12 protein-coding genes are annotated in these 12375 nt (G+C 47.1%); all 12 read left to right on the top strand.

Annotation, left to right across the window (positions count from 1 at the left end):
- Nucleotides 1-12: 12 nt before the first annotated feature.
- Nucleotides 13-411, top strand: a complete 399-nt coding sequence (locus KNQ18_RS10560; RefSeq protein ID WP_023467498.1) for a cytidine deaminase — start codon at nucleotides 13-15, stop codon at nucleotides 409-411.
- Nucleotides 404-1312, top strand: a complete 909-nt coding sequence (gene era, locus KNQ18_RS10555) for a GTPase Era (protein ID WP_023467500.1) — start codon at nucleotides 404-406, stop codon at nucleotides 1310-1312. Before KNQ18_RS10560 ends, era begins: the two co-directional genes overlap by 8 nt.
- A 3-nt stretch (nucleotides 1313-1315) precedes the next feature.
- Nucleotides 1316-2065 (top strand): DNA repair protein RecO, encoded by a 750-nt coding sequence (recO, locus tag KNQ18_RS10550; protein WP_023467502.1) that lies wholly within the window; start codon nucleotides 1316-1318, stop codon nucleotides 2063-2065.
- A gap of 288 nt (nucleotides 2066-2353) precedes the next feature.
- Nucleotides 2354-3244: a glycine--tRNA ligase subunit alpha gene (gene glyQ, locus KNQ18_RS10545; RefSeq protein WP_029341034.1), complete on the top strand. Its 891-nt coding sequence runs from the start codon at nucleotides 2354-2356 to the stop codon at nucleotides 3242-3244.
- Nucleotides 3237-5297, top strand: a complete 2061-nt coding sequence (gene glyS, locus KNQ18_RS10540) for a glycine--tRNA ligase subunit beta (protein WP_215084712.1) — start codon at nucleotides 3237-3239, stop codon at nucleotides 5295-5297. Before glyQ ends, glyS begins: the two co-directional genes overlap by 8 nt.
- 21 nt (nucleotides 5298-5318) lie before the next feature.
- Entirely contained in the window at nucleotides 5319-5948 is a 630-nt protein-coding gene (ccpN, locus tag KNQ18_RS10535) for a transcriptional regulator CcpN (RefSeq protein WP_029341036.1), read from the top strand.
- A gap of 12 nt (nucleotides 5949-5960) precedes the next feature.
- Nucleotides 5961-6770: a pyruvate, water dikinase regulatory protein gene (locus KNQ18_RS10530; protein WP_029341037.1), complete on the top strand. Its 810-nt coding sequence runs from the start codon at nucleotides 5961-5963 to the stop codon at nucleotides 6768-6770.
- 146 nt (nucleotides 6771-6916) lie between these two features.
- Nucleotides 6917-8713, top strand: a complete 1797-nt coding sequence (gene dnaG, locus KNQ18_RS10525; protein WP_215084710.1) for a DNA primase — start codon at nucleotides 6917-6919, stop codon at nucleotides 8711-8713.
- Between the two features lie 34 nt (nucleotides 8714-8747).
- The gene (gene rpoD, locus KNQ18_RS10520; protein ID WP_023467512.1) at nucleotides 8748-9833 is read left to right on the top strand and encodes an RNA polymerase sigma factor RpoD; all 1086 of its coding nucleotides are present in this window, start codon (nucleotides 8748-8750) and stop codon (nucleotides 9831-9833) included.
- A gap of 153 nt (nucleotides 9834-9986) precedes the next feature.
- The gene (gene cccA / locus KNQ18_RS10515; protein ID WP_029341040.1) at nucleotides 9987-10328 is read left to right on the top strand and encodes a cytochrome c550; all 342 of its coding nucleotides are present in this window, start codon (nucleotides 9987-9989) and stop codon (nucleotides 10326-10328) included.
- 117 nt (nucleotides 10329-10445) lie between these two features.
- Entirely contained in the window at nucleotides 10446-11165 is a 720-nt protein-coding gene (locus KNQ18_RS10510) for a tRNA (adenine(22)-N(1))-methyltransferase (protein WP_353049771.1), read from the top strand.
- Nucleotides 11165-12277, top strand: a complete 1113-nt coding sequence (locus tag KNQ18_RS10505) for a Nif3-like dinuclear metal center hexameric protein (RefSeq protein WP_029341042.1) — start codon at nucleotides 11165-11167, stop codon at nucleotides 12275-12277. The genes KNQ18_RS10510 and KNQ18_RS10505 overlap by 1 nt, the downstream gene beginning before the upstream one ends.
- Nucleotides 12278-12375: the final 98 nt, after the last annotated feature.

The raw sequence follows: 12375 nt of genomic DNA, 5'->3' as shown, positions 1-12375 counted from the left end.
GGGGATATTCACATGAAAACAGAACAATTACTCGAACAAGCTAAACGTGCACGCGAAAAAGCGTATGTTCCATATTCGAAATTCCAAGTCGGTGCTGCTCTACTAACAAAAGACGGACAAGTCTTCCATGGTTGCAATATTGAAAACGCTGCATATGGTCTTTGTAACTGTGCAGAACGGACAGCAATCTTCTCTGCGTGGGCACAGGATGCGCGCGAGTATGCAGCGATGGCTGTCGTTGCGGATACGGAAGGACCGGTCGCACCATGTGGACAATGCCGCCAAGTGTTATCAGAGATGTGTGACGCGGATATGCCAATCTATTTGACGAACCTTAAAGGGGACGTCACAGAAACAACAGTGGGCGCCCTCTTACCAGGAGCATTCACGAAAGGGGATTTACATGTTTAAAGAAGGATTCAAATCGGGCTTTGTCTCGATCATCGGACGCCCGAACGTCGGAAAATCGACATTCCTCAACCGTGTCATCGGACAAAAGATTGCCATCATGTCTGATAAGCCACAAACGACGCGAAATAAGATCCAAGGTGTCTATACGACAGAAGACGTTCAGACGATTTTCATCGATACACCAGGGATTCATAAACCAAAACATAAACTCGGTGACTTCATGATGAAGGTCGCAACGAACGCATTGCGTGAAGTTGATGCGATTTTGTTCATGGTCAACGTGACAGAACCAAAAGGAAAAGGTGACGATTTCATCATTGAAAAATTGAAGGAACTCGATACACCCATCATTCTCGTCATGAATAAGGTCGATTTGATTCATCCGAATGATATTCCGCCAATCATCGAGTCATATAAAAATGAGCTCGAGTTTGCGGCAGTCGTTCCGATCTCTGCGCTTCAAGGTAACAACGTCGGACCGTTACTTGAAGAAATCGCGAAGATCTTACCAGAAGGACCGATGTATTACCCGGCGGATCAAGTCACTGACCACCCGGAGCGTTTTATCATCTCAGAGATGATTCGTGAGAAAGTCTTGCAGAAGACACGCGACGAAGTACCACACTCGATCGCAGTCGCGATTGATCAAATCAAGACGCGTGAGAATGGAAACATGGTCGATGTCCATGCGACGATCTTGATCGAGCGCGATTCCCAAAAAGGAATCATCATCGGTAAACGCGGAGCACTTCTAAAAGAAATCGGCTCTGAAGCACGAACGGACATCGAGATGTTACTCGGAACGAAAGTTTACCTGAACTTGTGGGTCAAAGTCCAAAAGGATTGGCGTAACAAGGCCGGTCAATTGCGTGAACTTGGCTTCCGCGATGACGAGTATTAAGCGATGATCGATAAGGCGGAAGGGCTTGTACTACGAACGGTCGTATACGGTGAATCGAATAAGATCGTCACGCTACTGACACGTGAATACGGCAAGCTCGCCGTCATGGCGCGAGGAGCGAAGAAGCCGGGTAGTCGTTTCAACGCGGCAAGCCAGCCTTTCGTTCGAGCCGTCTATATCTATCCACGGTCACGTGGTCTCGGTCAGTTGAAATCAGCAGACGTCATCACGAGCCACGCGCATATCCGGCAAGATGTCGTCTTGATGGCGTATGCGATGTATCTACTGGAGCTGGCAGATAAAGCGCTTGATGAACGAGTGCCGCAACCGGCACTCTATGATTTGTTCGTCGAAGGACTGGAGGCGATGGATGAAGGACTTGATCCCGACGTCGTCTCTTTCATCATCGAGTTGCGCCTGTTGCGTCATCTAGGGATTGCGCCGCACTTGAATGGCTGTACGATTTGCGGGAGTGCTGAAGCACCGTTTGCTTTTTCGTTACACCACGGTGGTCTACTCTGTCGCCGGCATCGCCATGAGGATGAACATGCTGTCTTTATGTCAGAGGCAGTCGCGAAGATGCTCTATGTGTTTTCTGTCTATGATTTCTCGCGGATTGGTACCGTGACGGTGAAGCCGGAAACGAAGCGTCTATTGCGTCAAATCATGGATGCTTATATGGAACGCTACAGCGGGTTACGTCTACGTTCAAAACGTGTCCTCGACCAGTTGATTGATTTCGGCAACGATTGACAGCAACAAGCGGGTTCGGTAGAATAAATGCGGTAGAAGCAACTAAATGAACACGATGACGAAAAGGAGTACCGTCTTTTTCTCAATCAAGCGATTCCAGGGTGGTGTGAGCTGGGAGTGAGAGGGGCGCGAATGGCGTTTCGGAGTGTTCTTTGTCAAAAAGAGTGGCATGCGATGCATGCAAGTAGGGTGGAACCGCGGGCTCGTCTCGTCCCTATGTGCAACGATTGTTGTACATAGGGGCGTTTTTTGCGTTCCTTAATCATTTCGGAGGTGAAAGTCGTGAAGATGACAGTACAAGACATGATCTTGACATTACAAAAATTTTGGGCAGAACAAGGCTGCTTGACGATGCAAGCATACGACGTAGAAAAAGGAGCCGGTACGATGAATCCGATGACGTTCTTACGGAGTCTCGGACCAGAACCATGGAACGTTTGTTATACAGAACCATCACGCCGTCCGGCTGACGGTCGTTACGGGGAAAACCCGAACCGTCTGTATCAACACCATCAATTCCAAGTCATCATGAAACCATCACCTGACAACATTCAGGAATTGTACTTACAAAGTCTCGAGTTGCTTGGTATCAACCCACTCGAACATGATATTCGTTTCGTAGAGGATAACTGGGAGAACCCGACGTTCGGTGCTGCAGGTCTCGGCTGGGAAGTATGGCTGAACGGGATGGAAATCACACAATTCACGTACTTCCAACAAGTCGGTGGAATCGAGTGTAATCCGATCGCAGTAGAGATCACGTACGGAATCGAGCGTCTCGCGTCGTACATCCAAGACGTCGAGAGTGTCTTTGATCTCGTTTGGACAGATGGCTTCAAATACGGTGATATCTTCTATCAACCGGAGTTCGAACATTCGAAGTATACGTTTGAAACGTCAGATGTCGCATTACTTTTCACGTTGTTCGATCAATATGAAAAAGAAGCGAATCGTGCCTTGGACGAGAACCTCGTTTTCCCAGCGTATGATTACATCTTGAAATGTTCACATACCTTTAACCTTCTCGACGCGAAAGGGGCGATTTCCGTCACGGAACGCACAGGATTCATCCATCGTGTCCGGAACATGTCGCGTCGTTGTGCGCAAAGTTTCATCGAAGAACGGGAACGTCTTGGCTTCCCATTGATCAAGTCGAAAGCAGGTGAGTCACATGCATGAATTATTACTTGAAATTGGTTTAGAAGAGATGCCGGCTCGATTCGTTCTTCAATCCGAAACACAACTCAAGGAGCGCGTGACGCGTTTTCTTGAAGAAGCACGGATTGAGTTCGCGAGCGTCCAATCCTTCTCGACACCACGCCGTCTTGCAGTTTACGTCAAAGGTCTCGCAGCACGTCAAAGCGACCTCGAAGAGACATTAAAAGGACCAGCAAAACGAATCGCGATGGATGAAGACGGTAACTGGACGAAAGCAGCCGAAGGATTCGCGCGTGGTAAAGGGTTAACGACGGACGATCTCTTCCTTGGAGAAGAAAAAGGAGTCGAATACCTTTATGCGACACGTAAGGAAGTCGGACAAGCGACAGCTGATTTACTTCCTGGACTAAAACAAGTCGTCGAAGCGATGACATTCCCGAAAAACATGCGTTGGAGCACACAATCGTTACGTTATATGCGTCCAATTCGTTGGTTGATTGCCCTGCTTGACGATCAAGTCATCCCGTTTGAAGTCGCATCCGTCGAAACAGGTCGGACATCGCGTGGACATCGTTTCCTCGGGCAGGACATCACGATCCTACGTCCGAACGCTTATGTTGAAGCGCTCGCAGGAGAAAATGTCATCGTCAGTTACGAAGCACGTCGTCAATTGATCGAAGAACAAATTGCAGCGCTTGCGGCACGCGAACAATTCGAAGTGCCGATCGATGCGTCTTTACTTGAAGAAGTCACGAACCTCGTCGAGTATCCGACAGCCTTGTTCGGTGCATTTGATGAAGCGTATCTTGAGTTACCAGAAGAAGTCTTGATCACGACGATGAAGGAACACCAACGTTACTTCCCGGTCAAACGTGACGGGGCGTTGCTCCATTATTTCGTGACGGTACGAAACGGAAACGCAACACATCTTGAAAACGTCGCACGCGGAAACGAAAAAGTCATCCGTGCCCGTTTAGCAGATGCGCAGTTCTTCTATGAAGAAGATAAAAAAGCAGATATCGATGAACAGGCGAAACGACTTGATAAAATCGTCTTCCATGAAAAATTAGGAACGACAGGCGAAAAAGTCCGTCGCGTCCGTCAGATGGCACTCGCACTTGCAGATCGTGTCGGTGCAGACAAAACACGTGTCGAACGTGCAGGAGAGATCTATAAATTCGACCTCGTCAGTCAAATGGTCTATGAATTCACAGAATTACAAGGTCTGATGGGTGAGCGTTATGCGAACATGAAGAATGAGGATCCGGAAGTCGCGGCTGCGATTCGTGAACATTACATGCCACGCTTCGCGGGTGATGCAAGTCCGGAGACACCGACAGGAACACTCTATGCGATTCTCGATAAGATGGATAGCGTCGCTGGATTCTTTGGTGTCGGTATGATTCCGAGTGGATCAGCGGATCCGTATGCATTGCGTCGTCAAGCACAAGGGATTGTTCAGATTTTATCAGATCGAAAGTTGAATCTGACATTGACTGAATTGATTGCCTTCGTCGTTTCAGAACAGGTGGCAGCAGGTCTTTATGCGAAGGATGCCGAAGAAGTTCAAGTTGCATTACAAGACTTCTTTGCACAACGCTTGAAATACCGTCTATCGGAAATGAACTTCCGTCATGATGTCGTCGAAGCCGCTCTTGATCATACGTTGACAGTCGAAGCGAATGAGCAGCGTGCTGCGATGCTTGAAAGTGCGACGAAAAAAGAATCGTTCAAGAAAACAGTCGAACAACTCAGTCGTGTCTTAAACATCTCGAAAAAAGCAGAAGACGTCACAACTGTTAATCCAGCGCTCTTTGAAAATGATGCGGAACGCGCGCTGCATGAGGCGATTGAGAAAACCTTACCAGAGGTCGATCAAGCTATCGCGTCACTTGATTATGAGCGAGCGCTTGAGGCACTTGAGGCAACCGTTCCGTCGATTACAGCATACTTCGACGGTACGATGATCATGACGGACGACGAAACGGTCCGTACGAACCGTCTTAGCGAAATGAAACGATTTGCGCAAGCCATCGAATCAGTCGCCCGGTTCAATGCACTTACTTTAGCGTAAAGAAAAAGGACGGATGAGCCGATGAAGTTAAATGAACGGCAAAAAAAGATACTCCAAATCGTCAAAGAGAATGGTCCGATCACGGGAGAGCAGATTGCTGCAGCGCTCTCCCTGACACGGGCGACATTACGACCCGATTTGTCGATTTTAACGATGACCGGCATGCTAGAAGCGCGTCCACGTGTCGGCTATATGTACGTTGGAAAGAAAAATGCGTCCATGCTTCATGAGAAACTCGACACCTTGACCGTCGGCGAATTCATGTCTTCGGCAAAGGTCATTCATGAAGGGATGACCGTATACGATGCGATCGTTCACTTATTCCTTGAAGATGTTGGTTCGCTGTTCGTCGTCAGTAAGGACCATGCGTTAGTCGGTGTGTTGTCACGTAAGGATTTTCTACGTGCGGCAATCGGTAATCAAGAATTAGACTCGTTACCGGTCAACATCATCATGACACGGATGCCGAATTTGACGGTCTGTGAAAAATCGGAGACGTTGATTGGTGCCGGTATGAAACTGATCGAAAAACAGATTGATTCAATGCCAGTCGTCGAAGAGGAGAACGGCGTCTTGAAAGTCGTTGGTCGAATGACGAAGACGAACATGACGAAAGTGTTGGTCGCTTTAGCACGTGATGAAGAAATTTAAGGAGGGTTCCTGATGCGTCAACGGATTTATGTCGTGAGTGACTCTGTCGGAGAGACGTGTGAACTCGTCGTCCGCGCAGCTGCAATCCAATTCCCGGAACAAGCCATCGAAACGGTCCGCATTCCGTTCGTCGATGATGATCAAGTCATTTATGACTTGGTTCTTCATGCGAAAGAAGAACAAGCGACGATCGCTTTTACGATCGTTCATGCGACCCATCGTCGTCTGCTTGCAGACACAGCGCGTGCCCACGGTGTAAAAGCGATTGATCTACTTGGTCCATTGCTTGATACGATGGAAGATCGCTTGCAGATGCAACCGAAGGAAGAGCCAGGATTAATCTATCGCTTAGATGAGGAATATTTCCGAAAAATCGAAGCGGTCGAATTTGCTGTTAAGTATGACGATGGACGTGATCCAAAAGGAATTAAACGTGCGGACATCGTCTTGATTGGGGTGTCGCGTACATCTAAGACACCGCTTTCGCAGTATCTGGCTTTGAAACGATATAAAGTAGCGAACGTACCACTCGTACCTGAATCGATCCCGCCGACAGAGCTATTCGATATTCCAAAAGAAAAATGTTTTGGACTACTCATCTCACCGGAAAAGTTGATCGACATCCGAATGGAACGCCTGCGTTCATTAGGACTCAAACCAGAAGCAGCGTACGCGCAGATGGACCGAATCAACCGGGAACTCGAATACGCACGGAATTTATACGAACGAATCGGTTGCCAAGTCATCGACGTGACGAATAAAGCAGTCGAGGAAACGGCGAACCTGATTTTGACCGGAATTTCCGGGAAGGCGCATGACTAGTCAAGCAGTCAGGAACATAGTATACTTGTTTAGCTGATAAATGAGATAATGCCCTTTTTCTAATGAAACGGAACGAGTCATCGTTCCGTTTCATTGCGGGTATGGTCATGTAAGGATAAGTTCTCAAGGAAAGGGGAGAGGACGGAATGAAGCGAATTCCTGATGAAATCGTCGATCAGGTCCGCCAAGCAACGGACATCGTCGAATTGATTTCAGAACGTGTAGAATTAAAAAAACAAGGGAATCGATATTCAGGGCTTTGCCCGTTTCATTCTGAGAAATCACCTTCCTTTTCTGTTTCTCCTGATAAAGGGATGTACTACTGTTTTGGATGTGGTGCAGGTGGAAACGCGATCACTTTCGTCATGGAAACAGAAGGAATGAGTTTCAAGGAAGCCGTCTCTAAATTAGCGGATCGAAGTGATGTCACACTTCCGGAACTGGAGCCGGACCGATTCGAACAATCAGAATCGACACCCGAACAGGAAAAGAAGTTCCGGATGCGCGAAGCACATCGGATCGTCACCGAGTTGTATCATGAGGTGTTGATTCAAACGGAAGCAGGCGACGCAGGACGAATCTATTTAGAGAATCGCGGTATCCGTGAAGGTGCGATGCGTGAGTTCCGACTCGGGTATGCGCCGGATCAAGATCGTTTTACAGTGGATTCCTTGGCACGACGTGGGTTTGATTTAGATGAGATGGTCGAAGCGGGATTGATTTCAATCGGACGCGATGGCGATTATCGAGATCGATTCAACGGTCGAGTCGTATTCCCTATCTCCGATCGTGATGGCACGATCGTCGGATTTAGTGGACGTTCGATTGATGGTCGTGATCCGAAGTATGTCAATACAGCGGAAACACCTTTGTTCAATAAAAGTGAACTGTTATTCGGATTCGCTCAAGCACGAGGGGCGATGCGCAAAATCAAACAAGTCGTCCTCGTTGAAGGGAATCTTGATGTTGTGCGTGTCGCTCAAGCGGGTATACCTTATACGGTAGCTTCTTTAGGAACAGCCTTAACACCGGTTCATGCCCAAAACCTAGCACGTATCGTCGATGAAGTCATTATTTGTTATGACGGAGACAAGGCAGGACGCGCTGCGACGTTAAAAGCCCTACAGTTGCTTGAAGCCGTTGCCGTCGACTGTTCCGTCATCCGTTTACCGGATGGCGAAGACCCGGATTCCTTCATTGGGACTCAGGGCGAAGAGACGTTTTTACACTGGATCGAACAAGAACGGGTTTCAAGTCTTGAATTCAAATCTTTTTATTTTCGACAAGGAAAAAACTTGCGATTAGAAGGAGAACGCGTTCGATATATTGAAACTATGCTTGAAGAGATTGGTCGAACATCCAATCCGTTGTTACGGGACATTTATTTAGGAAAACTTTCTGAGGAATTCAAACTCTCGAAAGACTCCTTGATCGCACAAGTGCGTCCAACCGTGCAACAACCGAAGAGAGAACAAATCGTTTCCGATCGCCCAGCTGCTCTACCGACAGCACCTCCTGACCGAACGTTCGTGAACTGGAAGAAGGCAGAACGCTTCTTGCTTGCCTACATGATCCGTTCCGAAGAAGTATGTCTAGAAGTGCGAGAGCAACTAGGTGTCCAATTCAATGATCCGGCACACCAATTGATTGCCGGCAAGCTATATGAATTTTACGGAGCAGGTACGCAAGGAAGTCCAGATCGTTTTTTGACGATGCTCCATGATGCTTCCTTGCAACGAATCGTAGCGGATCTAGAGTTCATGCTGATACCTGAATATGATCCTGACTTACTCAGTCATTACATTCGTGACGTCCAAAATGAACAGCAACGTCGATTGCTCGAAGAAGAAAAATCACGATTGAATCAACAAACAGATATCCGTACCCAAGCGGAGCTGATGCAGGCGATCATTAAACGAAAGCGTCGTTTAAAAGATCGATGACCTGCTGCATGATGTGGAAGGAGTGTATGGTTCGATGGCAGAAAAAGCAAGATCAGAAGCTGAATTACTCCGTCTCGCGAAAGAGGAACTCATCGCGCTCGGACATAAAAATGGTGAATTGTCACACCAAAAGATCGAAGACAAACTAAGTTCGTTCGAATCAATGGATGCTCAGCAATTCGAGGAATTCCTTCAATTGCTTGAAACAGAAGGTATCAAGGTCAACAATGACGGTACAGGGGACGAAAAAGAAGAGGCGGATCTAAACGATTTGTCTGTTCCTCCTGGTGTCAAGATCAATGACCCTGTCCGGATGTATCTAAAAGAAATCGGTCGTGTCGATTTGTTGAATGCGGAAGACGAAGTCGAACTCGCAAAACGAATCGAGCAAAACGATGAAGAAGCAAAAAAACGATTGGCGGAAGCAAACTTACGTCTCGTCGTTTCGATTGCTAAACGGTATGTCGGACGTGGCATGTTGTTCCTTGATTTGATTCAAGAAGGAAACATGGGTCTGATCAAGGCGGTCGAGAAATTCGACTATACGAAGGGATACAAATTCTCGACGTATGCAACATGGTGGATTCGCCAAGCAATCACACGTGCGATTGCTGACCAAGCGCGGACAATCCGAATTCCGGTTCACATGGTTGAAACGATCAATAAATTGATTCGTGTCCAGCGTCAACTCTTGCAAGATCTTGGACGTGAACCATCACCGGAAGAAATTTCGAAAGAGATGGAAATCACGCCGGAAAAAGTCCGTGAAATCCTGAAAATTGCGCAAGAACCGGTTTCTCTTGAAACACCAATCGGGGAAGAGGATGATTCACATCTCGGAGATTTCATCGAGGACCAAGATGCGACAGCACCACAAGATGCTGCGGCATACGAACTCTTGAAAGAACAACTCGAAGATGTGTTAGATACACTGACGGATCGTGAAGAAAACGTCCTCCGTCTTCGTTTTGGTCTTGACGATGGTCGGACACGGACACTTGAAGAAGTCGGAAAAGTATTTGGCGTTACACGTGAGCGGATTCGTCAAATCGAAGCAAAAGCACTTCGGAAGTTACGTCATCCGAGTCGTTCAAAACGCTTGAAAGATTTCCTCGATTAATTCAAAGTGTGAAGAATATATGAAATTTTAGTGGGAAGGAAGAAAAAAGTTTCGTTTTTTTCTTCCTTCCCTGTTTTTTTTACAGTAGAATAGTAACGGGGAATACCATTCAGTCACCAACTTGGTTGGGTATAGAATATGGGGGGAATCCAAATGCGTAATCCATTAGTACCGTTCGCGGCGATCGCAGTCATCGCCATCATCGCTATGATTTCATTGTCTTACTTTGGGGTCGATCAGGTGAAGGAAGCTCGCAAAGGGCCGTCAACTGCAGAAATGAAGCCAGAAGACTTGTTTGCATCTAAAGGATGTACAGGATGTCACGGTGGAAACTTAGAAGGCGGAACAGGTCCGAACTTAACAAAGATCGGCGCGAAGCTGAAAGAAGATGAAATTAAAGACATCGCAATGAACGGTAAAGGGCAAATGCCTGGCGGTCTTGCGAATGACGAAGAAGCAGCTGTTCTAGCCAAATGGTTAGCTGCTAAGAAATAAGAACAAAGGCATCTATCTCGTCACGAGATGGATGTTTTTTTGTGGTGTATGGTATCTTTTTTAGCGTAAATCCGCTATTTTTAAAAGAGAGTTTTTCGGAAAATAGGAAGGATGAAGATGATGCAAATGAACGTCGTATTGGATCAACGACTCCAAAAAGTCGTGTCGTATATTCCACAAGGAGCAATCCTCGCAGATATTGGATCAGATCATGCATTCGTACCATGTTTTTGTATCCAACAATATAAAATCGAACGCGCGATTGCGGGAGAGGTAAACGAAGGACCGATGGAAGCAGCAAAAGGACAAGTTGCACTGGTTGGGCTCGAGTCCCAAATCGATGTTCGCCTTGGAAGTGGTCTATCGGTTTTAAAGCCGGGCGAAGCAACGGCGATCACGATTGCGGGAATGGGAGGAACTCTGATTGCCTCAATCCTTGAAGAAGGGAAAGATCGGTTGTCGGGAGCGGAACGCTTGATTCTTCAACCGAATGTCGATGCAGTCGATGTCCGGAAGTGGTTGTTGACGAATTCATATGCGTTATTGTCTGAAGCCATCGTCGAGGAGAACGGGAAGATCTATGAAATTCTTGTTGCAGAACGTGGAGATGAAACACTGTACTCAGAGGACGAAACAACACGTCAGTGGGAATTGTTCTTTGGACCACAGTTAATGCGGGAACGTGCACCAGAATTCATCGAAAAATGGCAGATCGAAAAACAAAAGCGGGAGTATATCCTAGCTCAGATGAAACAAGGACAAGCAACGGAGGTTTTATCTGAAAAAATCGAAGCCATCGAACGGTTGATTCAAAAGATGGAAGAGGTGACAAACTAATGGCGAATGGGAACCATGTCATTGAGCAGTTTGAAGCATTTGCTCCGAAAAAATTCGCACTCGAAGGTGATCCGATTGGTCTACAAATCGGAACATTGAACAAGGACGTCAAACGTGTTCTCGTAACACTTGATGTCTTGGAGTCTGTCGTGGATGAAGCGATTGAAAAGAAGGTCGATCTCATCATCGCGCATCATCCACCGATTTTTAGTAAGTTAGCAAATGTGACGGATCGTTCTGCAACAGGACGGATCGTCACAAAATGTATCAAACACGATATTGCGGTGTATGCTGCGCATACGAACCTTGACGTGACACCAGGCGGGGTCAATGACTGGATGGCAGATGCGCTTGGTCTTGAGTCTTGTGAAGTACTAGCACCGACGTTTGAAAACACGCAATATAAACTAAGTGTCTTCGTACCGACTGAGGCTGTAGAGCGCGTTTCAACAGCCCTTGCACAAGCGGGAGCAGGAAAAGAAGGGGACTACAGTGATTGTCAATTCCACGTCGATGGAACGGGTCAATTCCGACCGTTGACCGAAGCTACCCCGTATATTGGTGAAGCAGGGCGACTCGAACGCGTTTCAGAAGTCCGAATCGAGACGATCGTCACGGAACTGAATCAGAAACAAGTCATTCGAGCGATGAAACAGGCTCATCCATATGAGGAAGTCGCCTATGATCTCATTCGTCAAGAACGCCCAGCAACATCACTTGGTCTTGGTCGGATTGGTCGGTTACCGGAAGCAATGACGTTGCGTGAATTTGCAGAGCATGTTCGCAATGCGTTTGGTGTACAAAACTTACGATTCGTAGGAGACGAATCACGCCACATCCAAAAAGTTGCGGTCCTTGGTGGTGACGGCAATAAGTACGTCTCGACTGCAGCATTTGCGGGAGCGGATGTCCTTGTGACAGGCGATCTCTATTTTCATGTTGCGCATGATGCGATGGCACTTGGACTAGCAGTCGTCGATCCAGGACATCATGTAGAGTCGGTCATGAAGGAAGGCGTCGTCAACGAATTGAAGCGTCGATTCGAACAGAAAAAAATCGACGTCGAACTGCTGATTTCAACAGCGAATACGAATCCGTTTCAGTTTTTATGATGAATCGAATGGAATACGTCGATGCTACCGTCGTATTTAGTAATAAAAAAACCGAGTCGCGAATGACGATCGCGACTCGGTTTTGCTGTATCGATTGT

Source organism: Exiguobacterium sp. s78 (assembly GCF_018618985.1).
Lineage (GTDB): Bacteria > Bacillota > Bacilli > Exiguobacteriales > Exiguobacteriaceae > Exiguobacterium_A > Exiguobacterium_A abrahamii.
This window is presented reverse-complemented; position numbering and strand designations above follow the sequence as displayed.

Coding starts and splice junctions, on each gene's coding strand:
- glyS (WP_215084712.1), top strand. CDS start 3,237: ATGCATGAATTATTACTTGAAATTGGTTTAGAAGAGATGCCGGCTCGA.
- glyQ (WP_029341034.1), top strand. CDS start 2,354: ATGACAGTACAAGACATGATCTTGACATTACAAAAATTTTGGGCAGAA.
- rpoD (WP_023467512.1), top strand. CDS start 8,748: ATGGCAGAAAAAGCAAGATCAGAAGCTGAATTACTCCGTCTCGCGAAA.
- cccA (WP_029341040.1), top strand. CDS start 9,987: ATGCGTAATCCATTAGTACCGTTCGCGGCGATCGCAGTCATCGCCATC.
- recO (WP_023467502.1), top strand. CDS start 1,316: ATGATCGATAAGGCGGAAGGGCTTGTACTACGAACGGTCGTATACGGT.
- KNQ18_RS10560 (WP_023467498.1), top strand. CDS start 13: ATGAAAACAGAACAATTACTCGAACAAGCTAAACGTGCACGCGAAAAA.
- ccpN (WP_029341036.1), top strand. CDS start 5,319: ATGAAGTTAAATGAACGGCAAAAAAAGATACTCCAAATCGTCAAAGAG.
- KNQ18_RS10505 (WP_029341042.1), top strand. CDS start 11,165: ATGGCGAATGGGAACCATGTCATTGAGCAGTTTGAAGCATTTGCTCCG.
- era (WP_023467500.1), top strand. CDS start 404: ATGTTTAAAGAAGGATTCAAATCGGGCTTTGTCTCGATCATCGGACGC.
- KNQ18_RS10530 (WP_029341037.1), top strand. CDS start 5,961: ATGCGTCAACGGATTTATGTCGTGAGTGACTCTGTCGGAGAGACGTGT.
- dnaG (WP_215084710.1), top strand. CDS start 6,917: ATGAAGCGAATTCCTGATGAAATCGTCGATCAGGTCCGCCAAGCAACG.
- KNQ18_RS10510 (WP_353049771.1), top strand. CDS start 10,446: ATGATGCAAATGAACGTCGTATTGGATCAACGACTCCAAAAAGTCGTG.